At 45.8% G+C, this 23359-nt stretch carries 22 protein-coding genes and 1 other annotated feature; of the genes, 12 read left to right on the forward strand and 10 right to left on the reverse strand.

Features of this window, described 5'->3' with window-relative positions; genetic code table 11:
- The first annotated feature begins 25 nt into the window (after positions 1–25).
- The 4 genes from BSZ04_RS20990 to yjjX all read left to right on the forward strand — a co-directional run bounded on the left by BSZ04_RS20990 (position 26) and on the right by yjjX (position 4166).
- Positions 26–1495 (forward strand): MltF family protein, encoded by a 1470-nt coding sequence (locus BSZ04_RS20990; protein ID WP_162531077.1) that lies wholly within the window; start codon positions 26–28, stop codon positions 1493–1495.
- 367 nt (positions 1496–1862) lie between these two features.
- On the forward strand, positions 1863–2189 hold the full coding sequence (gene hpf / locus BSZ04_RS20995) for a ribosome hibernation-promoting factor, HPF/YfiA family (protein WP_005447957.1): 327 nt from the start codon (positions 1863–1865) through the stop codon (positions 2187–2189).
- 107 nt (positions 2190–2296) lie between these two features.
- Positions 2297–2417, forward strand: a sequence feature (Phe leader region).
- 12 nt (positions 2418–2429) lie between these two features.
- Positions 2430–3608, forward strand: coding sequence for a prephenate dehydratase (gene pheA / locus BSZ04_RS21000; RefSeq protein WP_010446050.1), 1179 nt, complete (start codon positions 2430–2432; stop codon positions 3606–3608).
- Positions 3609–3632: 24 nt separating this feature from the next.
- A complete protein-coding gene (yjjX, locus tag BSZ04_RS21005) occupies positions 3633–4166 on the forward strand; it encodes an inosine/xanthosine triphosphatase (RefSeq protein WP_162531078.1) in 534 nt (177 codons plus the stop codon).
- 81 nt (positions 4167–4247) lie between these two features.
- Here yjjX and trpR read toward each other — a convergent pair whose 3' ends face one another.
- Together trpR and sltY are read right to left on the reverse strand one after the other, a co-directional pair.
- A complete protein-coding gene (gene trpR, locus BSZ04_RS21010) occupies positions 4248–4550 on the reverse strand; it encodes a trp operon repressor (protein ID WP_010446046.1) in 303 nt (100 codons plus the stop codon).
- Between the two features lie 13 nt (positions 4551–4563).
- The gene (sltY, locus tag BSZ04_RS21015) at positions 4564–6510 is read right to left on the reverse strand and encodes a murein transglycosylase (RefSeq protein WP_088881302.1); all 1947 of its coding nucleotides are present in this window, start codon (positions 6508–6510) and stop codon (positions 4564–4566) included.
- 375 nt (positions 6511–6885) lie between these two features.
- Here sltY and ettA point away from each other — a divergent pair, with 375 nt between their 5' ends.
- The 3 genes from ettA (at position 6886) to BSZ04_RS21030 (ending at position 10152) form a co-directional block, all read left to right on the forward strand.
- Positions 6886–8553: an energy-dependent translational throttle protein EttA gene (ettA, locus tag BSZ04_RS21020; protein ID WP_010446043.1), complete on the forward strand. Its 1668-nt coding sequence runs from the start codon at positions 6886–6888 to the stop codon at positions 8551–8553.
- Positions 8554–8755: 202 nt separating this feature from the next.
- Complete coding sequence (locus tag BSZ04_RS21025; protein WP_088881303.1) at positions 8756–9124, forward strand: PilZ domain-containing protein; 369 nt, start codon at positions 8756–8758, stop codon at positions 9122–9124.
- Positions 9125–9150: 26 nt separating this feature from the next.
- Positions 9151–10152 carry a M23 family metallopeptidase gene (locus tag BSZ04_RS21030; RefSeq protein ID WP_088881304.1) on the forward strand — a complete coding sequence of 334 codons (1002 nt, stop codon included), beginning with the start codon at positions 9151–9153 and terminating at the stop codon, positions 10150–10152.
- Between the two features lie 68 nt (positions 10153–10220).
- Here BSZ04_RS21030 and tyrA read toward each other — a convergent pair whose 3' ends face one another.
- From tyrA to nagZ, 3 genes are all read right to left on the reverse strand, one after another.
- Positions 10221–11348, reverse strand: coding sequence for a bifunctional chorismate mutase/prephenate dehydrogenase (gene tyrA / locus BSZ04_RS21035; protein WP_088881305.1), 1128 nt, complete (start codon positions 11346–11348; stop codon positions 10221–10223).
- A 24-nt stretch (positions 11349–11372) separates the two neighbouring features.
- Positions 11373–12446 carry a 3-deoxy-7-phosphoheptulonate synthase gene (locus BSZ04_RS21040; protein ID WP_071234993.1) on the reverse strand — a complete coding sequence of 358 codons (1074 nt, stop codon included), beginning with the start codon at positions 12444–12446 and terminating at the stop codon, positions 11373–11375.
- Positions 12447–12684: 238 nt separating this feature from the next.
- On the reverse strand, positions 12685–13668 hold the full coding sequence (gene nagZ / locus BSZ04_RS21045; RefSeq protein ID WP_088881306.1) for a beta-N-acetylhexosaminidase: 984 nt from the start codon (positions 13666–13668) through the stop codon (positions 12685–12687).
- Positions 13669–13768: 100 nt separating this feature from the next.
- Between nagZ and BSZ04_RS21050 the strand changes: the two genes are divergently transcribed.
- Both BSZ04_RS21050 and murQ read left to right on the forward strand, forming a co-directional pair.
- Positions 13769–14881, forward strand: coding sequence for an anhydro-N-acetylmuramic acid kinase (locus BSZ04_RS21050; protein ID WP_088881307.1), 1113 nt, complete (start codon positions 13769–13771; stop codon positions 14879–14881).
- 64 nt (positions 14882–14945) lie between these two features.
- Positions 14946–15872: an N-acetylmuramic acid 6-phosphate etherase gene (murQ, locus tag BSZ04_RS21055; RefSeq protein WP_088881308.1), complete on the forward strand. Its 927-nt coding sequence runs from the start codon at positions 14946–14948 to the stop codon at positions 15870–15872.
- Positions 15873–15944: 72 nt separating this feature from the next.
- On the opposite strand, the gene BSZ04_RS21060 is transcribed toward murQ, so the two are convergent.
- Together BSZ04_RS21060 and BSZ04_RS21065 are read right to left on the reverse strand one after the other, a co-directional pair.
- The gene (locus tag BSZ04_RS21060) at positions 15945–16274 is read right to left on the reverse strand and encodes a hypothetical protein (protein ID WP_010446029.1); all 330 of its coding nucleotides are present in this window, start codon (positions 16272–16274) and stop codon (positions 15945–15947) included.
- 110 nt (positions 16275–16384) lie between these two features.
- A complete protein-coding gene (locus BSZ04_RS21065; protein WP_010446028.1) occupies positions 16385–16726 on the reverse strand; it encodes a DUF2799 domain-containing protein in 342 nt (113 codons plus the stop codon).
- 316 nt (positions 16727–17042) lie between these two features.
- On the opposite strand from BSZ04_RS21065, the gene BSZ04_RS21070 reads away from it, so the two are divergent.
- The 3 genes from BSZ04_RS21070 to btsR all read left to right on the forward strand — a co-directional run bounded on the left by BSZ04_RS21070 (position 17043) and on the right by btsR (position 21096).
- On the forward strand, positions 17043–18527 hold the full coding sequence (locus BSZ04_RS21070; RefSeq protein WP_010446027.1) for a carbon starvation CstA family protein: 1485 nt from the start codon (positions 17043–17045) through the stop codon (positions 18525–18527).
- Between the two features lie 138 nt (positions 18528–18665).
- Positions 18666–20336, forward strand: a complete 1671-nt coding sequence (locus tag BSZ04_RS21075) for a sensor histidine kinase (RefSeq protein WP_088881309.1) — start codon at positions 18666–18668, stop codon at positions 20334–20336.
- 31 nt (positions 20337–20367) lie between these two features.
- On the forward strand, positions 20368–21096 hold the full coding sequence (btsR, locus tag BSZ04_RS21080) for a two-component system response regulator BtsR (protein WP_038884907.1): 729 nt from the start codon (positions 20368–20370) through the stop codon (positions 21094–21096).
- 82 nt (positions 21097–21178) lie between these two features.
- On the opposite strand, the gene ispH is transcribed toward btsR, so the two are convergent.
- From ispH to lspA, 3 genes are all read right to left on the reverse strand, one after another.
- The gene (gene ispH / locus BSZ04_RS21085; RefSeq protein WP_038884908.1) at positions 21179–22144 is read right to left on the reverse strand and encodes a 4-hydroxy-3-methylbut-2-enyl diphosphate reductase; all 966 of its coding nucleotides are present in this window, start codon (positions 22142–22144) and stop codon (positions 21179–21181) included.
- 24 nt (positions 22145–22168) lie between these two features.
- Positions 22169–22600: an FKBP-type peptidyl-prolyl cis-trans isomerase gene (fkpB, locus tag BSZ04_RS21090; protein ID WP_005447933.1), complete on the reverse strand. Its 432-nt coding sequence runs from the start codon at positions 22598–22600 to the stop codon at positions 22169–22171.
- A 227-nt stretch (positions 22601–22827) separates the two neighbouring features.
- Positions 22828–23334, reverse strand: a complete 507-nt coding sequence (lspA, locus tag BSZ04_RS21095; protein ID WP_005440576.1) for a signal peptidase II — start codon at positions 23332–23334, stop codon at positions 22828–22830.
- Positions 23335–23359: the final 25 nt, after the last annotated feature.

Below are 23359 nucleotides of genomic sequence, written 5' to 3' on the forward strand. Positions count from 1 at the left end.
CTTAAGATTCTCCTTCACCATCAGCATGGATGTGAACGTGACACTATCAAAGTTATGGACAGGACTGTTATTCCTAGTCTCCGCTTCGAGTTTTGCGCTCGAGCTCTCCCCTCTCAGACAACCGCCTTACACTGGCGATCTCGACGTCATTAAAGAAAGAAACGTATTACGCGTACTCGTCTCTGCCGATCTTGGCTTCTATTACGTAGAAGGTGGAGAACCAAAAGGAATAGGTGCAGAACTACTGTCTCATTTCGAAAAAGATCTCCGTAAGCTCAAGCCAAAACTCAATATTCAAATTATCCCGGTTTCTCGTGATGAGCTATTACCTTCTCTTGAGCAAGGCTTAGGAGATTTGGTCGTCGCGAATCTCACCATTACCGAAGCGCGCAAAAAACTGGTCGACTTTAGTGATCCGGCAATTTCAGGGATAGAAGAGTGGGTCATCACAAACAAAGACACCCCATCGATGACCAAGATTGAGCAACTGAGTGGGAAAGAGATTTGGCTCCGGGCGAGTTCAAGCTACTTTGAAAGCATTCAAGCCTTAAACAAAAAACTCAATAAGAAAGGCTTACCGCCAATAGTGGTGCATTTTATCGAAGAAACACTACAAGATTACGAATTGGTTGGGATGCTTAACAACGGTTATGTCAAAGCTATCGTTCTTGATAGCCACAAAGCCAAGCTGTGGATGAGTTTTATGGATGACATACGAGCCCATACTAAAATACCAATCCGTAAAGGAGGGGAAATTGCTTGGGCAATGCGCCACGATAGCCCCGAGTTAATGAAGGTGGTGAATAAGTTTGTTCGTACAGCTAAATCCGGCACCCTACTTGGCAACGTCATCTATGGGAAATACATCGATAATACCAATTGGCTTAACAAGGCTCTGAATCCGAAAAAGATTGCTCAACTAGAAAAGCTCTCTTCACTGTTTACTAAATATGGAGAGAAATATGATTTCGATTACCTGCTCATCGCCGCAGTGGCATATCAGGAATCAGGGTTTGACAACAACTTAGTATCAAGCCGTGGTGCAGTCGGCATTATGCAGATTTTACCGAGCACAGCGAGTGATCCTAATGTGAATATTAAGAATGTCCGTAATCTAGAGAACAACGTTCATGCAGGGGTGAAATACTTAGCGTTTCTTCGCCGGTATTACTTCAGTGATAATGCCATCAGTAAAGAGAACAAACTCTACTTAACACTAGCAGCGTACAATGCAGGACCAGGAAATATTGAGAGAATGCGTAAGCGCGCAGCTCAACAAGGCTACGACCCTAACGTATGGTTCAATAATGTTGAAGTCGTAACGCGCAGAAGTTTAGGAGAAACGGGGAGATACGTAACCAATGTGAACCGCTACTACGTCATCTACAAACAGTTAGAAAGCCTCGATCTTGCAAAGACACTCGATAACGTCCGATTAGTTCCAGAGGATCCAGTCTTTATGACACCGCTTCACAGAGTCAACCAAACACCTTAATCCAGGACTAAAAACCAAAAACGCCGCTCAATAATTGAGCGGCGTTTTTGAATCTAACTTATTGCGCACTTTAAGAGTGATCTGATTCACATCTTTGTTCTGGTTACTTTTTAACTAACTAGAATTACAGGCCGTATAACTCCCCTAAAAACGGGGGAGTTTTCAGCTCAGTACTCTATTCAATCTAATGATTTAGAACCCGATAACAAGCAATTTTCACATAAATCTCAGCAGTTCTTGAGTGAGATCACATTCGTTTTTCATCTCAAAAAACCAAGTTAAAATAGTGATCTAGATCACATTCTTTTCTCCTCAAAGCGGTAATCTGAACTCAACCCATGAGGGATGAAACAGAGGAAAAACATTTATGACAATGAACATCACTGGTAAAAACATCGAAATCACCTCTGCAATCCGTGCTCATATTGAGAGCAAATTTAAAAAGCTGGAGAAATGGCAAGTAGACATCATCGGATGCCAAGCAACATTCAGTGAGGAACCAAATAAACAGAAGAAATTCGAAGCGGTTATTAAAGTTCCTAAAGGCCAGCTAATCGCCTCAGCGACTCACGAAGATCTTTACGCAGCTATCAATGAAGTGGAGCAAAAACTAGAACGACAACTGAATAAGCTGACCCACAAACCTGAAGCTCGACGTGCGAACAAGCCTGAGCTAGTGGAAGAAGAAGAGTAAACGACCAGATTGAGGAAGTAGCGCCGAAAGGCGCTATTTTTTTGCTTGACGCTCCCCGCCTGCTTGCTTATTGTGTTTAAACACTCACAAATTAAGCACTATTTATGCATTTAACCCAGCTGTTTCTTTTTGACTTCTTTTTCCTTCCATAGTGGAGGGGCTAACTCGTTTGTGAAAGAAAAGTCAAAAACAAACAGAAAGCCTCCCAAATCGGGGGGCTTTTTTATAAGGAAAGAATTGATGACTGACCAACCTATTTCCCTGGATGAAATTCGTTTACGTTTGAATGAGCTAGATGACGAGCTTTTGAGCCTGTTGTCCGAACGCCGCAAGCTCAGCATTGAAGTGGCAAAAAGCAAAGTCCAAACTTCAAAACCTGTTCGTGACGCAGTCCGTGAACAACAACTTCTGGTTAAACTGATCACCAACGGCCGTGATAAATACGAACTCGACGCTCAGTACATCACCAAGCTTTTCCATACCATTATTGAAGATTCTGTCCTTCTTCAACAAAGCTACCTGCAAAACCTCGTTAATCCACAGCAAAGCCGTAAGCCTCTTGCTCGTGTTGCTTTCCTTGGCGCCAAAGGCTCTTACTCTCACCTTGCTAGCCGTGAATACTTCAGTCGCAAGAATACAGAGCTGATTGAGCTCAACTGTGAACACTTCAAAGAAGTGACTCAGACAGTAGAATCTGGCCATGCTGACTACGGCGTTCTGCCAATTGAAAACACCAGCTCTGGCTCTATCAATGAAGTGTACGATCTTCTACAACACACAACGTTATACATCGTTGGTGAACTGACTCAACCGATTGAGCACTGCCTAGTCGCAACCAAAGACATTCGCCTTGAGAATATCAAAACCCTTTACTCACATCCGCAGCCACACCAGCAATGCAGCGAGTTCCTTAGCCGTATGAAAGGAGTGAAACTAGAGTCTTGTGCAAGTACTGCTGATGCGATGCAAAAAGTACAAGAACTTAACCGCGATGACGTAGCTGCAATTGGTAACGCTTCAAGTGGCAAGCTTTATGGCCTACAAGCTATCCAAGGTAACATCGCAAACCAAACCGAAAACCACACTCGCTTTATCGTCGTCGCTCGTAAACCAGTTGAAGTGTCTACGCAAATTCCAGCCAAGACCACGCTGATCATGTCGACTTCGCAAGAGGCAGGCTCTTTGGTAGAAACACTGCTGGTTCTACAACGTTTTGGCATCAACATGACCAAGTTAGAGTCTCGTCCAATCATGGGTAACCCATGGGAAGAAATGTTCTATGTCGACCTTGAATCCCACCTTGGTTCTACGGAGATGCAACAAGTATTAGATGAGCTCACAAAGATCACTAAGCACTTGAAAGTATTGGGCTGTTATCCAAGTGAAAACGTGAAACCGACTCAAGTAAAACTGAGCTAATGGACTACGATAGGTAAAAAGATCATGGCAACCCAAAAAGTCGTTATCGCTTCCTTGAACCCTGCAAAAATCAAAGCGGTAGAGAGTGCATTTCAAAGTGCACTCCCTAAACATAGCTTTGAGTTTGTTGGAGTCAGTGTGCCGAGTGAAGTCGCAGATCAACCGATGTCGAATGAAGAAACTCACCTTGGCGCATTGAACCGAGTTCGTAACGCTAAAGCAGAAATACCAAGTGCAGATTTCTATGTGGGCTTGGAAGCGGGAATTGAAGGGACAGTGACATTTGCTTGGATGGTGATAGAGTCTGACACACTCCGAGGTGAATCTCGTTCGGCGAGTCTGATGTTGCCACCTGAAGTATTACAAAAACTGGAACACGCCAATGAACTTGGTGATGTAATGGACGAAGTATTTGGTACTGATAACATCAAACAAAAAGGCGGTGCTATTGGTTTACTGACTCAAAACCAACTGACTCGCAGCTCGGTCTATCACCAGGCTTTGATTCTGGCGCTAATTCCATTTACCAATCCAGACCACTTCCCTGCTAACTTGTAGTCACTGTGTAAAGCATGCATTAAAAAGGGCGGAGATTCCGCCCTTTTTGCCGTCTGTACCTCAGAGAGTTCGACTCAAAGATTATTGAGCGCCCTGCTCTAATAATGTCTTAAGTTTGTCTTTGTCGAGATCGGACTTCGACTTTAACTCATTCGAACCACGAGTGATGGTTGCAATGCCTACCCCTAACATTTGACTGATTTGACGTTGAGAAAGCTCACCTTTGAGCAATTCATTCAGAATATTCACTCGTGCAGTGAGCGACTCTCTCTCATCCGGCGTCATTAACATGGTCAACAGCATCTCATGTTGCTGGTTATCCACGCTTGAACGGATCAGTTCAACAATCTGCTGCCAGTCTTTGTACTCAGGTTCGTGTGACATCAAGTTACCTCACTCAATACTTGGTATTGATCTCATTTGGGGTCAAGAACGCACCATCGACACCTAAAAGATCGCGGTAATAGGTTTCAAACATCAAGATGTTTTGCACATAACCGCGAGTTTCTTTAAATGGAATCGCTTCGATAAAGGAATAAGCATCCACTTTACCTTGAGTTCGCTCTCGCCATGTTTTTACTCGGTTAGGCCCTGCATTATAAGCAGCGAGCGCGAAAATACGATTATTATCGTAATCCTCCATCAAACCTTGTAAGTAGTGGCTACCAATTTCGATATTCTTACCCACGTTATACAAGTCTTGTGTACCTTGATACTTAAGCTTGTACTTACGCGCCGTGTACTTCGCAGTTGCTGGCATAATTTGCATCAAACCTCGGGCACCAACGGGTGAACGCGCTTCTGAATCCAAAGCACTTTCTTGTCGAGCCAGTGACATCATAGTGATCGGGTCGATATTGTGCTTCTCAGCGTAGAAGTTAAACCACCAGCGGTGAGCTATCGGGAAACGCAATGGTATGTTGTCCCACATTTTTGCTTGAATGCTTGCTGTGACCGTTAAGTTATGCCAACGCTTAGAAGCAGCATAAGCGGCCAACATCGTTTTTTCTTCTTTACTCACTCGACCAAGCAAATGAGACCACTCACTCTTTGCAGCTGCAATTTTGTCGGTTTCGATAAGCTCTTCAATTCGCGTTAAAGAGCTCTGATATTGTTTGAGTACTCTTTTTTCTAGCTTAATTGTCGAGGACGGATACTTTATCGACTGGCCAATAGCATTGGCCGCTGCAACACTGTAAAAGTTACGTTGACCAACTAACTTAGACAGTCTTTGCTTACCTGCGACTTCATCCCCCATCGCTATCTCACTGCGTCCTAACCAATATTGCCACCGAAGCGACGCCTGCTCTTCATCATTGAGTACTGCGATCCACTTTTGCACGCCCTTCCAATCGCTATTTTGAATCGATAAACGAATACGACTCTCGATCAGAGGTAAATTCTGACTGTTTTTCGTTTTGTCATCGCGCCACTTAGCAAGAGAGTCCGATTCCGTGCGGATCAAGCGAATTGCTATATAGTCAGCCAGTGCTTGCGCCTTTTCAGGAGAGAATTTTTGCCCTTTCACTACCGTTGCGTATGCACTCTGCGCTTTACCAACATCTTTTCGAGCTAACTTTTCTAACGCATATTCAGTTTGCGCTCGATAAAAATCATTGGCAGGTTGCTTCCTAGCAAAATCCGCAACGGTTTCCGGTTTATCAAACAAGACTTTCATCGCTTTCGCTTGCTGCTGCGCTTTCGCTGACTCAGGCAGTTTTTGCAAGTAACTCATCAAACCGCTATTGCGCGCATCGAACGCCAACAACATGCGTTGCAAGATCATGTCATCAGTGCGTTCTCCCGCTTTATCCCAAGCTGAGAATAATGGGTCACATTCATCGGCGATGCTCTTACCTCGCAACCACATATGCTCAGCGCCCTTAAACGCAGCGACTTGTTTGCCTTGTTTTAATTGGGCCACATAAAAAATACACTGATAACGCTCACCGCTCGGCTCCACTTTCTGGAACTCAGTGATGGTTTTCCAATCCTTCTGGCGATATAGGCTATCTAAGTAAGGAGCGCGAATCCGACGCGAAAATGGAAAAGCCTCATGATCTTTAATAAATTCATCGACCTGCTGTGGAGACTGGTTCGACAATTGCCTCAGAAACACTCGATAATCCACATAAGGTGTCAATGGATAGTCGGCAATTTTAGAACGGATAGACAAGTAACCATCAATGTCATTTTTGTCTAATAAATCCTGAGCTTGCTCATAAACTTGGCGCTGTTTTTCTAGGCTCAGCGCAGCATTTGCTGACACGCTTACCGCACATAAAGCGGCTGCGTAGCATACTCTTTTAGCCAATTCCGATACGTTGAATCTCATGTGCGTCATTTTCCCCAGACGTTTATCGCTTTATTTCTTGCCGCTAGTGGATACAAGGCGCAACAAGTCATAAATCATATGCATCTATTTACACCGTATTAAGTTCTTATTGTAAAGCGACTTGATGTAATAAATGTTGTACTCGTGAAACTTTAGAACCCTTCAAGACAAATAGATTCCCAACAATCCATTCTTCCTGATGAATCGCGGTACATTGAATTTAAGGTGAACAAGAAAAGTGTATACCCTAACGTTGTGAGTTTCCGGTCAGCAATGAAGAAGAAATCACACGAGCTGTGAATTTCTTGCATTGCGGTAACAAAACTCAAGTAGTTGGTATAAAATAGAGCCTTTGAATGACAGTTAATTTAGGAACGATCGGCAATGGCTGAATACGTATATACCATGTCGCGGGTGAGCAAAATCGTGCCACCTAAGCGTCAAATTCTTAAAGACATCTCTCTAAGCTTCTTCCCTGGTGCAAAAATCGGTGTTCTAGGTCTGAACGGTGCAGGTAAATCAACACTGCTACGAATCATGGCGGGTATCGATACTGATATTGATGGTGAGGCTCGTCCACAACCAGGTCTAAACGTAGGTTACTTACCTCAAGAACCTGTACTAGACGAATCTAAGACCGTTCGTGAAATCGTTGAAGAAGCCGTTTCAGATGTTGCTGACGCGCTTAAGCGTTTGGATGCGGTATATGCAGCATATGCAGAACCAGATGCTGACTTCGACGCTCTTGCAAAAGAACAGGGTGAGCTAGAAGCTCTGATCCAAGCTAAAGATGGTCATAACCTAGACAACGCGCTAGAGCGCGCTGCAGATGCTCTTCGTCTTCCAGAATGGGATCAAAAGATCGCGCACCTTTCAGGTGGTGAGCGTCGCCGTGTGGCAATCTGTCGTCTACTTCTAGAAAAGCCAGACATGCTACTACTAGACGAACCAACCAACCACTTGGATGCTGAGTCTGTTGCATGGCTAGAGCGCTTCCTAGTTGACTACACTGGTACTGTAGTTGCGATTACCCACGACCGTTACTTCCTAGATAACGCAGCGGGTTGGATCCTAGAACTTGACCGTGGTGAAGGTATTCCATGGGAAGGTAACTACACTTCTTGGCTGGAGCAAAAAGATGCTCGTCTACAACAAGAAGCGTCTCAAGAAAAAGCTCGTCAGAAGACCATCGAGAAAGAACTTGAGTGGGTTCGTCAAAACCCTAAAGGTCGTCAGGCGAAATCGAAAGCACGTATGGCGCGCTTTGAAGAGCTACAAAACACGGATCACCAGAAACGTAACGAAACTAACGAACTGTTCATCCCACCAGGTGAGCGTCTAGGTGATAAAGTTATCGAAGTGAACAACCTAACGAAGTCATTCGACGGTCGCGTTCTTATCGATGACCTATCGTTCAGTATGCCTAAGGGTGCAATCGTCGGTATCATCGGTGCTAACGGTGCAGGTAAATCGACTCTATTCAAGATGCTGAGCGGCACTGAGCAGCCAGACTCAGGTACGATTGAGCTAGGTGAAACAGTGAAATTGGCGTCTGTTGAGCAGTTCCGTGACTCAATGAACGACAAGAACACGGTATTCCAAGAGATTTCTGAAGGCGCTGACATCATCAAGATCAACAACTTCGAAATCCCAGCTCGTGCATACTGTTCACGCTTTAACTTTAAAGGTTCAGACCAACAGAAAGTGATTGGCGAGCTATCTGGTGGTGAGCGTAACCGTGTACACCTTGCGAAGCTGCTTAAAGCAGGTGGTAACGTACTGCTACTCGATGAACCAACCAACGACCTAGATGTTGAAACACTACGTGCACTTGAAGAAGCACTACTAGAGTTCCCTGGCTGTGCAATGGTTATCTCGCACGACCGTTGGTTCCTAGACCGTATCGCGACGCACATCATCGACTACCGCGACGAAGGTCAAGTTAACTTCTACGAAGGTAACTACAACGAGTACATGGAGTGGCTGAAGAAGACCCTTGGTCCTGAAGCAGCTGAACCACACCGCATCAAATACAAGCGCGTATCTAAGTAATTTAGACGCGGTATTGATATGCTAGGTGGTTTCTAAACACCGCCTGTGCTTGTAATTTGTTCAAAGGTCGCTATCATGGCGACCTTTGTTGCATATTTAGCCAGAATCTTGTTTAAAAACCGCAGTTTTTGAACCAAGATCGAATAATTAGTGCGCTTTCTGATAGACTAGTTGGTCATATCGAACAAAAAAAGAAAGTGCTATGACGGAACGACGCCGCTTTTCTCGTATTATCTATCGTGTACCTGCTACGCTCACTCAAGGGCCAAACCAACTCGATACCACAATTCAAGATTTGTCTTTGCACGGATTGCTACTCGAAACAAGTTCACCGGCAGAGTTAGATCTTCACTCTCCTGTTGAAATCTATTTCGTATTTTCTGAGCCTGAACAGAGTGTATGTTTAAATGCTAACATCGTTAGTTTGAATCAGAATGCCATTCGGCTTAAAATTAGCAGCATTGATATTGATAGCATTAGTCAATTACGACGTTTCATAGAATTGAATGTTGGTAGTGATGAACTACTGAACCGAGAGTTAGAGCATCTTTCAGATCTCGGGGCAGAGTAATTCACCACTCAACTCAGTAAAGAGCCATGTCTAAAAAAATAACCATGCAGGTCCCGACTAAAAACGGCGATCAGTTTTTTTATTTGGGTCGCACTTCGGTCCTCGCGTTTTTTGCATCCCTACTCGCCCTTCCTGCGGTCATCGGTGGTGCCTGGTATTTGAATCAGCAGCAAGTTGAAAACCAAGAAAACTTGAGCCAAACCATTGCGAAGCTAGAAAGCGAAAAAGCTCAGATAACAGCGCTGTATGAAGAGCAATTAGATACTAATCATTCGCTATCTCAATCGCTAACAGATAAAAACAACCAGATTCAACTACTAGGCAAACGAGTCTTTGATGTTGAGTCTGTACTTGGCCTCGCAGATGAAGAGCTGATCGGAGAAGAAAGCAATCTCGCTCTAGAAGAGCGTATTGATGCTGCCGCCATTGACTCTGCTGTAAGAGCCACCATGTTCCGCTTGATACCAAACGATAGCCCGATGACCTACCAGCGTATTTCATCTTCATACGGCAGTCGTATTAACCCTATTTCTGGTAAACGCCATGTTCACACGGGTATCGATCTCACCTGTAAGCGTGGTGAAGAGATTCTCGCCCCTGCTGATGGGGTTGTGGAAACAGTACGACCAAGTAACAGAGGTTATGGCAACTACCTGACTCTACGTCACTCTTTTGGTTTCTCAAGCTCGTTTGCTCACCTAAGCAGATTTAAAGTGAAGAGCGGTCAATTCGTCAGTAAAGGCGATGTGATTGCAAAATGTGGTAATTCCGGTAACTCAACCGGCCCACACTTACACTATGAAGTACGCTTTTTGGGTCGTGCGTTGAACCCTCAATATCTGATGGATTGGACACCTGAAAACTTTAACTACGCGTTCGAAAAAGAGAAAAAGGTGAAATGGGGACCATTGGTTCAATTGATTGATAATGTCGTTCGTCTGCAAATCAACCTGACTAACTCACCTTACCGTGATACCAGCATTAGCACAGTATCGAGTGAAGACAGCAGTGGTACATCGACCAACTGATCATCTCTCGGCATCCAAATAAAAAAGAGCAGCCTGTGAGCTGCTCTTTTTGCATCTAAAATCAGTGTTTATCCACGATGGATATTATCGTTAGCTTGTTTGAGTAGGTTCTGACTTTCATTCATAAATTGCTGCGAATACTCGCCAAACCAATCACTCACTTTTTCAAAACTTTCGACAAACTCCGCTTTGTCTTTGCTATCCAAGATGCTTAGCGCTTCACCAAAACGTTGGTGGAATCGCTTAATCATGTCGATGTTCTCTTGCGACGAAAGAATGATGTCACCGTAGAGGTTTGGATCTTGACCAAACAGACGCCCTACCATAGCTAACTCCAAGCGGTAAATTGGTGAGCTCAACTTTAACAGCTGTTCAATGTTTGGATTCTCTTTGCTTAGGTGCATACCGTAAGCAAACGAAGTGAAGTGGCGCAGCGCCTGAATCAAAGTCATGCCATGATCGTGCTCTTGCGCATCAATTTGGCACAGACTTGCGCCCCAAATACCAAACTGTTGCAATAGCCATTGGTATTGATCGTTACCACGACCATCACAGTACACAATCACCTGCTTCGCTAGGCTCGGAACATCTGGGCCAAACATTGGATGTAAACCAACTACGGGGCCTTGATGCACATTCAACATTGCTTGCAAAGGCTTCGACTTAATGGAAGTCAGGTCACACAGAATGCAGTCTTTTGGCAGGTTGCCTAGCTTTTCAATCACACCTTCTGTTAGATGAATCGGTACAGTAACTACAACTAGCCCCGCATCTTTCAGGATGTCGTCAGCATGATCCCAGTCTTTACTACCCAGCACTTTAACTTGGTAACCAGATAGCTTAAACATTCGGCCAAACAAACCACCTAACTGGCCATTACCACCAATAATGACCACTGAGCGTAATTCTGGGTTCAAACACTTAAAACCGGAATCTTTCTCGCTGGCATAAGACTCACGCATAGTTCGACGAAGAATGTCTTCAATCAGCTGTGGGGGGATTCCCATTTTTTCAGCTTCAGCTCGTCGTGACGCCAGCATTGCCGCCTCACGATCTGGGGCATAAATTGGCAAACCGTGTTCGCTTTTTACTTCACCCACTTGCTCTACTAGTGCTAAACGCTGAGCTAATAGCTCTAGCATTTGCTTGTCGACTGCATCAATCTGATCGCGTAATGCGTTAAGTTCAACTGCCATTGATGTTCCTTAAATCCCGTGTTGTTAGCCTTTCAGACGATTCTCTAAGAAAGGCACCAGCTCTTCGTGTGCATGACGTAATAGTGCCTCAGTTGAATCCCAATTGATACATGCGTCGGTGATCGATACGCCGTATTTCATCTCTTCAAGAGCGAGCTCAGAAGATTGGTTACCTTCATTGATATGGCTCTCAATCATCAAGCCGATAATCGACTTGTTGCCTTCACGGATTTGGTGAATCACGTCTTCCGCAACCAATGGCTGACGACGGTAATCTTTACGTGAGTTTGCATGGCTACAGTCCACCATTAATGAAGCATCCAGACCAGACTTCGCCATTTCTTGCTCACATTCTGTCACTGATACTGAATCATAGTTAGTTTGCTTACCACCACGTAGAATCACGTGACCATTAGGGTTGCCTTGTGTAGTAAGTAGCGCTACCTGACCTTCACGGTTAATCCCCATGAAACGGTGACTAGAAGAGGCCGCCTGCATCGCGTTAACAGCGGTTGCCAAGCTACCATCCGTACCATTCTTGAAGCCAATCGGCATAGAAAGGCCACTTGCCATCTCGCGGTGAGTTTGTGACTCAGTCGTACGAGCCCCGATCGCTGCCCAGCTAAAAGTATCGGCAAGGTATTGTGGACTGATTGGGTCAAGGGCTTCTGTTGCTAGCGGGATTTCCATCTCAGCCAATTCAACCAGCAGTTCGCGACCAACATGCAGACCGTGTTCAATGTCGAAGCTGCCGTCTAGGTGTGGGTCATTGATCAGGCCTTTCCAACCAACCGTGGTTCGAGGCTTCTCAAAGTAAACACGCATTACAATATACAGTTGGTCGCTTAGTTGTTCAGAAAGAGCTTTTAGACGCTTTGCGTAATCCTTCGCAGCTTCAACGTCATGAATAGAACATGGTCCACATACAACAAGCAGACGATGATCTTTTTTGTGAATGATGTCAGCGATGGTTTGGCGAGACTCTTGAATAAAACGACGTGCCTTTTCACTCAAAGGAAGCTTAACTTTTAGCTCCTCTGGCGTGATCAGTACTTGTTCTTCGCTGATGTTGATGTTGCTCAATTCACTTCTTTGCATAACTTCGACCTGTATATTTTTATTTACACCCAACCAATTCCTTGGTGAGACAACTAAGCTTTACCGACAAGATAACAGGCTAAAAAAGAAATTCAAGTGTACACAATAAAAAACATTCAATGTAAAAATAAGTTTACATGCAAATAAAAAGCCGAAATGCAGGGCGCTTCGGCTTAAAATAGGTGTTTTCGACACTTTACGTATATCCCAAGTAAAGCAGTACTTAGGCTTTACATGGCTAACCAACCAATCGCTTCATGGCCTCAGTGGCGTCTTTCCACTCTTGAGACAATTTTAACTCGGTTAGTGAAAAGCTTTGTTTTTTCAGCAAGGCATCAGCAAGAGAAACGGAAGTAATTGGCAGGTTATCGAGTACTTCCACTTGCGCATCGCGCTTGTTGCAAACCAACAGCATGTCACAGCCCGCTCTTAATGCTTGTATACCACGCTCAGCAGGACCGCCCATGATCGCAGCGCCTTCCATGGTCAAATCATCAGAGAAGATCAAACCTTTAAAGCCAAGTTGCTGGCGCAAGATTTGTTTTAGCCAGTACTCTGAACCACTTGCAGGTTGATCATCATAATTTGGGAAAATCACATGAGCAGGCATCATCGCATCTAAGATGCCAGCATCGATTTGCGCTTTGAAAATAGCCATATCTTGCTCAAAGATATCACTACGCTCGTCGTACGGCGTCTCTAGGTGTGAATCGGCAATCACACCGCCATGGCCCGGGAAGTGCTTACCTGTTGTTGCCATACCGACACTCTTCATGCCCTGCATATAAGCGGTGCTATGACGCAGAATGGTATCCATATCCTCACCAAAAGCTCGGCTGCCGATCGCCTTACACTGATGACCTTTATCCAACACAGGCGCGAAGCTTAGGTCGATGTCATGAGCAATCAACTCAGCTGCCATCAACCAACCGCCCATACGTGCCAATTCTTCACTGTTTTGGTGTTTGGCGTATTCGTCTGCCGCAGGAATCAGAGAGAAACCTTCACGGAAACGCTGAACGCGCCCGCCTTCTTGGTCAACACCAATCAAAATCGGACGTTTCGCCGCTTTGCGGATAGATTGGGTAAGAGCTTGAAGCTGCTCGCTGTCGTGGTAATTACGGGTAAATAAAATCAAACCACCAACCGTTGGATGCTCCAAAATTTCTCTGTCTTCTGCAGTCAGTTCATAGCCTGCAACATCAACCCATAACGGTCCCATTTTTTCTCCTCAAAATCGGCTGAATATCTCGTATTCGATGAGGTTATTCGCTTCAGAATTGCTTTACAATAAGTGAATCGAAGAATTGACGGAATTGGCTGTGAATCTTAACAAACTGTATATCGGTGTGATGTCTGGAACCAGCATGGACGGCGTAGATACCGCTCTGGTTGAAATCGAAGATAACCGTGTTCGCTTAATCGCACACGATGACTATCCAATGCCCGCTCATATTAAGCAGACGCTACTGTCGGTTTGCACCGGCCAAGGCACGAACCTTAAAGTCATTGGTGAGCTTGACCACCAGCTTGGGCACCTATTTGCCGATGCGGTTTTACAGTTGTTAGATAAGTCTGGCTACTCTGCTGAGCAAATCCGAGCCATTGGCAATCATGGTCAAACCGTGTTCCACCAGCCAACAGGCGATCTGCCCTTCACGACTCAACTGGGTGATGCCAACATCATTGCAGTCAAAACTGGCATTGATACCGTGGCAGACTTCCGTCGTAAAGACATGGCATTAGGCGGTCAAGGCGCACCACTCGTCCCAGCTTTCCATAAAAACATTTTTGCCATGCAAGATTCCACAACCGTGGTGCTTAACATCGGTGGAATTGCCAATATCTCGGTACTGCATCCTGAGCAAGCGGTGATTGGCTACGATACCGGCCCAGGCAACACGTTGATGGACGCATGGTGTGAACAACACACGGGACAAGGCTTCGACAAAGACGCAGGATTTGCTCTGCAAGGCAATAGCGATGCAGCACTGCTAACTCAACTCTTAGCAGAGCCTTACCTCTCAATGTCGGCGCCTAAGAGCACCGGACGAGAGCTGTTCAATATCGATTGGTTGCATCAACAGTTAGCCCACCACAATACCTCCGCACAAGATGTACAACGCACGATGTGTGAATACTCAGCAAAAACCATTGCAAGCGAAGTGGAAAAATTCACTTATGGTGAAAAGCCCCAGCTCTTGGTGTGTGGCGGCGGGGCAAGAAACCCGCTGCTGATGCAACGTTTAGCGGCACTTCTACCGCAGTGGCAAGTCGCGACAACGAACGACAAAGGCGTCAATGGCGACTACATGGAAGCCATGGCGTTTGCTTGGCTCGCTCAGCGACATATCGACGGACTACCGAGCAACTTACCTGAAGTGACTGGCGCAAGCCGTCTTGCTTCACTTGGTGTACTCTATCCTAAAAACTAAATGTGTTGTGTCAGACACAACGACAAGATAAACAAAAATCAGTATTCAAAAGGCTTAAACCACTATGACAAATGACGCGCTTATTGCTGCTCTTGCCCATCTTGTATCAGAGGGGCGCAACCCAGATACGATGGACATCGACTTGTTACCATCTCTGGATATTGTTCAGCGTCTTAACCAGCAAGATAAACTTGTGCCGCTTGCGGTAGAGAAAGTGCTGCCAGAAATCGCACTCGCGGTGGATAAGATCACCGACGCATTTAAAGTCGGTGGTCGTCTGGTTTACATGGGCGCGGGCACCAGTGGCCGCTTAGGCGTGCTTGATGCGTCAGAATGTCCGCCAACCTTTGGTGTATCTGACAAAATGGTGATTGGTTTGATTGCAGGTGGCCCTGAGGCGATTCTCAAAGCCAAAGAAGGCGCGGAAGACTCTCCAGTTCTAGGCGAACAAGATTTGAAAGACATTGAGTTCACCAGTCGCGACGTGGTGGTGGGCATTGCCGCTAGTGGACGTACACCTTATGTGATTGGCGGTTTGGAGTACGCCAATGAAATTGGCGCGACAACTGTGGCGCTATCTTGTAATCCAGATTCTCCCATTGCAGACATCGCTAACATCGCGATTTGTCCTGTTGTAGGCCCAGAGGCATTGACAGGTTCAACACGTTTGAAATCAGGGACCGCGCAGAAGCTGGTTCTGAACATGCTGACCACAGCAAGCATGATCCGTTTGGGTAAGAGCTACCAAAACCTGATGGTCGATGTGAAGGCGACCAACAACAAGCTCGTCGCGCGCGCCGCACGTATCGTGATGCAAGCGACCGATTGTAGCAAAGAGCAAGCAACCAAAGTACTCAAACAAACGGATTACGAAGTGAAGTTGGCGATCTTAATGATCCTGACCGATCTTGATATCGATTCCGCTCGCGCGCACCTGCATCACCAAGATGGTTTCTTGCGTAAGGCTGTGGAAAGCCACCAGCCCAAATAGCGGTGCTGATGGTAAAATCAAAACAAACAAAAAGGAGACCTCAAGGTCTCCTTTTTGTTCTGGTATCAAGAATTAGTCTTCGTACAACCATTCATCAAATTCTTGGTTAAGCTTGTCATTCGCTTTACGTTTGATGTGTTCGGGATTCGCTATGTTCTTAACGTTATCCACTTTGTTGGTGTACTTGCGCGTGGTTTGGTTTACTTCACGCTTAACCTGATTCTCCACATAAGTGCCATCGGTGATCTCTTTGATATTACGCTTAGTGTGATTGATGGTGTTGGTAATACGATGCTTGTCATGATCGTACTTACGCTTCATCTTTATCGACTCTTTCAATACATTGGTTGCACCAACCGTTAGGGGAAAGAGCGCCAATGCGACCAAAAAGATCTTCTTCATATTTCTATTTCACTTCTGATTGAATCTGATACCACCAGTAAACCAAAGCAATAAAATTCAAATGTCAGAAGATTAACAGGGAGGATTGCCGTCTTGATTATGAAACAGAACTAGTTGCTGTATTCATTCCAACCGCGTTGCCATTCCATACGGAACTTCTGCGCTTGGGGCGTACCTTCACACACACCTTCATAATACTGACCAGACAAGCCCATTTGGTAAGCGAAATCCGGATTGCAGTATTCCGTCACACCTTCTAGATAACCTTGGTCATAGTCACCTTGCTGAGCATTACCGAGTTGATTAAGCTCTTTCACTGTGCGAGAAGTATGCCCTGCAATACCATCTTGATAACCGATCTGATACCAGTCACCAGATTGCGCCAATTCTTCCGTGGTTGCCGCGCACCCAGCGAGTAAAGCCAGCGCCAAGCCTAACGTTGCCTTTTTCATCATTCTTCCTTAACTAGTTGTTTTCCAAACAAGCTTACCACTAAAGCCTGTGCTTTGCCGCTGCTGTGTCGATTTGACCACTGAGTTTCTCCTATGACCACTCACAATATATAACGACCATTGAACACCGAATTCCACCACTCAATGGATACCTCGACCACTAAGCAAACGATAAAACCACTTAATCCTTATATCGACCACTCGCTTCTCTATTCGACCGCTCATCCATAGAGCGAATGCGCTTAACAAAAGAGGCGAATAAGATACATCCTGAGCTTAAAAAATTACCCTACCTAATAAACCAAGGACAATTGCTATGATGTGGTTTCTAACCTGTGTCGCAGCCCTCATCGGCGGATACTTCATCTACGGCGCTTTCGTTGAGAAAGTTTTCGGTATCAATGAGAATCGCCAAACTCCTGCCCATACGAAAACCGACGGTGTTGACTACGTTCCAATGTCAACCAAACGTGTTTACCTTGTTCAACTACTTAACATTGCTGGCGTTGGTCCTATCTTCGGTCCAATCATGGGTGCCCTATACGGCCCAGCGGCAATGTTGTGGATTGTTGTAGGTTGTATCTTCGCAGGTGCGGTACACGATTACTTCTCAGGCATGCTTTCTGTTCGTAACGGCGGTGCATCAGTACCAACGATTACCGGTCGCTATCTAGGTAATGGCGCAAAACACTTTATGAACATCTTTGCCATCGTCCTATTGCTTCTTGTTGGTGTGGTATTCGTCTCAGCGCCAGCAGGCATGATCACTAACCTAATCAACGACCAAACCAGCCTAAGCGTGAGCATGACAACCATGGTTGTGTTGATTTTCGCTTACTACATCATCGCGACAATTGTTCCTGTAGATAAAATCATCGGTCGTTTCTACCCACTGTTCGGCGCACTCCTGATCTTCATGTCTGTTGGTCTTATGACAGCGGTTGCGTTCTCTAGCGAGCACACAGTAATGGGCGACTTCCAAGTGAGCGACATGTTCACTAACTTGAACCCGAACGATATGCCTCTATGGCCAGCGCTATTTATCACTATCGCATGTGGTGCAATCTCTGGCTTCCACGCAACTCAGTCTCCACTGATGGCGCGTTGTATGGAGAACGAGAAGAACGGGCGCTTCGTATTCTACGGCGCAATGATTGGTGAAGGTGTTATCGCGCTAATCTGGTGTGCTATCGCTTTGTCTTTCTTCGGTACACTTGATGGTCTAGCAGAAGCTGTGAAGAACGGCGGTCCTGGCAATGTGGTATACAGCGCGTCATTTGGTCTACTAGGTGTATTCGGTGGTGTGATTGCTTTCCTTGGTGTTGTTATCCTACCAATCACATCGGGTGATACAGCATTCCGCTCTAGCCGCCTGATTCTTGCTGAATACTTCGGTATGGAACAGAAAACACTGCGTAACCGTCTGCTAATGGCTGTACCACTGTTCGTAATCGGTGGCATTCTGACTCAAGTAGACTTCGGCATCATCTGGCGCTACTTCGGCTTCGCAAACCAAACAACAGCAGTAATGATGCTTTGGACTGCGTCGGCTTACCTACTACGCCACAACAAGCTGCACTGGATTACGACAGTACCAGCCGTATTTATGACAACCGTATGTGTGACTTTCATTCTAAACAACAGCACACTAGGTTTTGGTCTGCCGATGCAAATCTCGACTATCGCTGGCGTTCTATTCGCACTAGCGGCGGCGGGTTACGTTATCAAGATTTCTAAAGGCAAAGGTGAGACTGAACTGGCTGATGAAGAGAAACCACAAACAGCCTCAGAAACCGCATAATGAATCCCTTCGCTTGCTAACCGATTCATTATCAATGTCTGGATAAACCAAGAGCCTGCCCAACGCAGGCTCTTTTTGTTTCTCTTCGAAGATTTAATTCACTTACAATAAAAACATCATTTTTAGGTTAGGTTCGCTATGGAACTGGTCATCTCCCTTTTACAACAAATGTGTGTCTACTTAGTGCTGGCTTACATGCTGAGTAAAACGCCGATCATTTTACCTTTGCTGAGTATCTCTTCTCGCCTCAGTCATCGGCTCATTTGTTACGTACTCTTCTCTGGCTTTTGTATTCTAGGAACCTACTTCGGCTTGCACATTAATGATGCCATTGCCAACACTCGTGCTATTGGCGCAGTGATGGGAGGCCTGTTTGGCGGCCCTGTAGTGGGTTTTGCAGTGGGATTAACCGGAGGCATTCACCGCTATACATTAGGGGGCTTTACAGATTTAGCCTGTGCAATCTCTACCACGGCAGAAGGCTTGATTGGCGGCCTGCTGCATGTCTACCTAATTAAGCGAAAAAAAGGCTCGATGCTGTTTAACCCCAGTGTAGTCTTCAGCGTGACCTTTGTAGCGGAGATTGTGCAAATGATCGTCTTACTCGCCGTTGCCAAGCCATTCGACCAAGCCTATGAACTCGTTTCTGCCATTGCGGCTCCGATGATCATTGCCAACTCAGTCGGTGCAGCACTGTTCATGAGCATCCTGCAAGATCGTAAAACCATTTTTGAAAAGTACTCAGCAACCTTCTCTCGACGAGCATTGAGCATTGCCGATCGCTCGGTCGGCATTCTTAGCAACGGATTTAATAGTGAGAACGCCGATAAGATTGCCCGTATCATCTATGAAGAAACCAAAGTAGGCGCGGTCGCCATTACCGACCAAGAAAAGATTCTGGCTTTTGTTGGTATCGGTGATGATCACCATAGGCCAAATACTCCAATTTCATCGCAAAGCACACTCGATTCAATGGAGAAGAACGACATCATCTACCTTGATGGCAGTGAACGCCCTTACCAATGTTCATTAGCGAAAGATTGTAAGTTGGGCTCTGCGTTGATCATTCCTTTGCGCGCAGGTAAAGAGGTAGTGGGCACCATTAAACTCTATGAGCCAAAACGCAAACTGTTCTCTACTGCGAACATGTCAATGGCGGAAGGCATCGCTCAGCTTCTATCGAGCCAAATCTTGTATGGCGATTATCAGCAACAACAAACCCTGCTGGCTCAGGCAGAAATCAAACTGCTGCACGCACAGGTGAACCCACACTTCTTGTTTAATGCGCTAAACACCATCAGCGCCATTACTCGTCGAGATCCAGATAAGGCGCGAGAACTGATCCAAAACCTATCGCACTTCTTCCGCAGTAACTTAAAGCAGAACATCAACACCGTGACGCTAAAGGAGGAGTTGGCTCACGTGAATTCCTACTTGTCGATCGAAAAGGCGCGCTTTACCGATCGCTTAGAAATAGAGATTGATATTGAACCAGAACTGCTGGATATCAAGCTACCAAGCTTTACTCTTCAACCGCTCGTTGAGAACGCCATCAAGCATGGTATTTCCAATATGTTAGAAGGCGGCAAAGTGAAGATTTACAGCCAAGCTCATCCTCAAGGTGCGCTGATTACCGTAGAGGACAACGCTGGGAGTTATGAGCCGCCAAAAGAGAATCATTCTGGTTTGGGGATGGAAATTGTCGATAAGCGCTTATCGAATCAATTTGGGCGTGATTCAGCGCTAAAAATTACCTCTCAGCAGCACCAATTTACTAAAATGAGTTTTATCATTCCCCACTCGCGATAAGTACAGTGAAAACGCACAAAGGTAGTCTTGGATGTTAACCGCCCTCGTCATTGATGATGAACAGTTCGCTCGTGAAGAGTTAGCAGAGCTATTGGATGAAACAGGCCAGATTGAGGTGATTGGCGACGCGTCAAACGCCATCATGGGGCTGAAGAAGATCAATGAGCTCAAACCTGATGTGGTGTTTCTCGACATCCAAATGCCACAGGTGACGGGCATAGAGCTGTTGGGCATGTTAGACCCAGAGACCATGCCTTACGTGGTATTTGTGACCGCCTACGATCAATACGCTATCCAAGCTTTTGAAGACAACGCGTTCGACTACTTACTCAAGCCCGTTGACCCATGCCGTTTGACGAAAACCGTCAAGCGCCTGAACAAAGTAATGAGTCAATCCGCACTCACTCAGCAACTATCAGCCATCGCGCCCGAGAGCCTAGACCAGATACCTTGCATTGGACACAACCGCATTGTGATCATGGCAACCGAAACGGTTGAGTGCGCTTACAGCGACATCAGCGGAGTGCATGTACGCTCCACCAGCCAAACCGCCAGCACACAGCTCACGCTAAAAATCTTGGAAGAGAAAACCCCATTGGTGCGTTGCCATCGACAGTATCTGGTCAGCATTAAAGCCATCAGTGAGATTAAGCTACTCGAAAATGGACTGGCGGAAATCATCACCAAAACCGGCTTTGAGATCCCGGTGAGCCGTCGTTACCTAAAAGTGCTCAAAGAGCTGCTAGGTATCAGCCACTAGGGGCTGACTCTGACGGAGTTGTGTAAAAATATCCAATTAAAAAAGGCGACCTTGTGGTCGCCTTTTTAGCATTCGAATTGTCTTAATCGACTTGCTTGATTTGCAGCTCTTTTGGTACTTCGAAGAACATGTTCTCTTCACGACCAAGCACTTCATCCACTGCCTGTGCCCCAACCAACTCTTTGATACGATCTAGGATTTGATTAACCAACTCTTCAGGCGCAGATGCACCAGCAGTCACACCAACCTTGCCTTTACCTTCAAACCATTCAGGCTTAATGTCTTCTGGACAGTCAGTCAGGTAGCCAGGCGTGCCGAGTTTCTCTGCCAGCTCTTTTAGACGCGTTGAGTTCGATGAATTCTTGGAACCCACGACCACCATCACATCTACATCGTTTGCAAGCTCACGCACTGCGTCTTGGCGGTTTTGTGTTGCATAGCAGATATCGTCTTTACGCGGCCCTTGAATCTCTGGGAATACGCGACGTAGCTCTTCAATCACATCTGCGGTTTCATCAACAGACAATGTGGTTTGGCTTACGTAGTGCAGATCAGATGGATCTTTTACGATCGCTTTTAGCTTCTCGACATCGGCTGGCGTTTCCACAAGGTACATGCCGCCCGTCTCGCTAGAGTACTGACCCATTGTGCCTTCCACTTCTGGGTGACCAGCGTGACCAATCAGCACCACTTCCATATTTCGACGGCTCGCGCGCGCTACTTCCATATGTACTTTGGTTACCAACGGACAAGTCGCGTCGAATACGGTTAGGTCGCGAGATTTCGCTTCCTGACGAACCGCTTGTGACACACCATGAGCAGAGAAAATCACAATATTATCGTCCGGCACTTCGTGCAATTCTTCAACGAAGATAGCACCACGCTGCTTTAGACCTTCAACCACAAAGCGGTTGTGTACCACTTCATGTCGAACATAGATTGGTGGCTGATACATCTCTAGCGCACGCTCTACGATGCTAATCGCACGGTCAACACCAGCACAGAAACCACGTGGGTTAGCTAACAGGATTTTCATTTCATTGCTCATGGAAATTATCTTTTATTTGGATCGCTATTCTACTGACAAAATTTCGACTTCGAAAGTCACGTCTTGCCCCGCAAGTGGATGGTTGAAGTCCACTGTTACTGAGTCACCAGCAATCTCAGTAATGATGCCTGGGATTTCCATACCATCTGGACCGCTGAACGCCATGATTGTGCCGACTTCAACTTCCGCTTCGCCAACAAACTTAGTGCGATCCATATGGTGGATATGGTCTGGATTCGGCATACCAAAAGCGTCAGCAGCTTTTAGTTCGATGGCCTTTTGCTCACCTACTTGTAAGCCTAGTAGGCATTGCTCAAAGTTCTCACTCAAGCTGCCATCGCCCATCACGAATTTAGCAGGCTTACCCATGTTGTGTGTGCTGTCTGCTACAGAGCCATCTTGCATTTTGATGGTGAAGTGCAGCGTTACTGCTGAATCTTGATTTATTGTTGTCACGTTACTGCTTCCTTGAGGTCATTATTGTTTTTCTTGGTGTATACCCTAAATAGTTGGAGTTGCGGCTAGGCGACAAGATAAATCCTCCCTATGAGCATAGTGCGCTATGTGATTAGGGGGAATTATCGCAGTCAACAACGCTGCAGCTTCAAATATGACGGGTATACTAAAAAGCGTCGCCAGAATCAACCGACGACGCTTAGGGTTATTCTATATATCGCAAAAGATTACTTGTCAGCATCCTTTTTGCGGAAGCCATCAAGAATGATCATTGCTGCACCAATGCAGATAGTCGTATCTGCAAGGTTAAATGCTGGCCAGTGGTAATTTCCCCAGAAGAAGTCTAGGTAATCAACAACAAAACCATGAACTACGCGGTCAAACACGTTACCCACTGCACCACCGATAATCAATGCATAGGCAATATTGTTCCACTTTTCTTTCGCAGGGAGCTTGCTCATCCAGTAGGTCAAAAGACCTGTTACAACGAATGCAATACCCGTGAACAACCAGCGCTGCCAACCAGCCTGATCACTCAAGAAGCTGAATGCCGCACCGTAGTTATGAACGTACAGTAGGTTAAAGAATGGCAGCACCTCAATTCGGTTTGCCCATCCGTAGCCCATGTTATCCATCACCACCAATTTGATGCCAATATCTGCAATAAATACCAGAATCGCTAACCACAACCAGCGAACTCCAGATTGCTTTAATGTCAGTGCTTTTTCACTCATTACTTTACCTACAAACAGCCCCAGT

This window comes from Vibrio rotiferianus (genome assembly GCF_002214395.1).
Classification (GTDB): domain Bacteria; phylum Pseudomonadota; class Gammaproteobacteria; order Enterobacterales; family Vibrionaceae; genus Vibrio; species Vibrio rotiferianus.

Excerpts from the sequence above, each read along its gene's own strand:
- murQ (WP_088881308.1), top strand. The coding sequence starts at position 14,946 with ATGACAAATGACGCGCTTATTGCTGCTCTTGCCCATCTTGTATCAGAG.
- sltY (WP_088881302.1), bottom strand. The coding sequence starts at position 6,510 with ATGACGCACATGAGATTCAACGTATCGGAATTGGCTAAAAGAGTATGC.
- BSZ04_RS21060 (WP_010446029.1), bottom strand. The coding sequence starts at position 16,274 with ATGAAGAAGATCTTTTTGGTCGCATTGGCGCTCTTTCCCCTAACGGTT.
- nagZ (WP_088881306.1), bottom strand. The coding sequence starts at position 13,668 with ATGGGACCGTTATGGGTTGATGTTGCAGGCTATGAACTGACTGCAGAA.
- BSZ04_RS21040 (WP_071234993.1), bottom strand. The coding sequence starts at position 12,446 with ATGCAAAGAAGTGAATTGAGCAACATCAACATCAGCGAAGAACAAGTA.
- lspA (WP_005440576.1), bottom strand. The coding sequence starts at position 23,334 with ATGAGTGAAAAAGCACTGACATTAAAGCAATCTGGAGTTCGCTGGTTG.
- BSZ04_RS21075 (WP_088881309.1), top strand. The coding sequence starts at position 18,666 with ATGGAACTGGTCATCTCCCTTTTACAACAAATGTGTGTCTACTTAGTG.
- btsR (WP_038884907.1), top strand. The coding sequence starts at position 20,368 with ATGTTAACCGCCCTCGTCATTGATGATGAACAGTTCGCTCGTGAAGAG.
- BSZ04_RS21070 (WP_010446027.1), top strand. The coding sequence starts at position 17,043 with ATGATGTGGTTTCTAACCTGTGTCGCAGCCCTCATCGGCGGATACTTC.
- ettA (WP_010446043.1), top strand. The coding sequence starts at position 6,886 with ATGGCTGAATACGTATATACCATGTCGCGGGTGAGCAAAATCGTGCCA.
- hpf (WP_005447957.1), top strand. The coding sequence starts at position 1,863 with ATGACAATGAACATCACTGGTAAAAACATCGAAATCACCTCTGCAATC.
- tyrA (WP_088881305.1), bottom strand. The coding sequence starts at position 11,348 with ATGGCAGTTGAACTTAACGCATTACGCGATCAGATTGATGCAGTCGAC.
- BSZ04_RS20990 (WP_162531077.1), top strand. The coding sequence starts at position 26 with ATGGATGTGAACGTGACACTATCAAAGTTATGGACAGGACTGTTATTC.
- BSZ04_RS21025 (WP_088881303.1), top strand. The coding sequence starts at position 8,756 with ATGACGGAACGACGCCGCTTTTCTCGTATTATCTATCGTGTACCTGCT.
- pheA (WP_010446050.1), top strand. The coding sequence starts at position 2,430 with ATGACTGACCAACCTATTTCCCTGGATGAAATTCGTTTACGTTTGAAT.
- BSZ04_RS21065 (WP_010446028.1), bottom strand. The coding sequence starts at position 16,726 with ATGAAAAAGGCAACGTTAGGCTTGGCGCTGGCTTTACTCGCTGGGTGC.
- yjjX (WP_162531078.1), top strand. The coding sequence starts at position 3,633 with ATGGCAACCCAAAAAGTCGTTATCGCTTCCTTGAACCCTGCAAAAATC.
- trpR (WP_010446046.1), bottom strand. The coding sequence starts at position 4,550 with ATGTCACACGAACCTGAGTACAAAGACTGGCAGCAGATTGTTGAACTG.
- ispH (WP_038884908.1), bottom strand. The coding sequence starts at position 22,144 with ATGAGCAATGAAATGAAAATCCTGTTAGCTAACCCACGTGGTTTCTGT.
- BSZ04_RS21030 (WP_088881304.1), top strand. The coding sequence starts at position 9,151 with ATGTCTAAAAAAATAACCATGCAGGTCCCGACTAAAAACGGCGATCAG.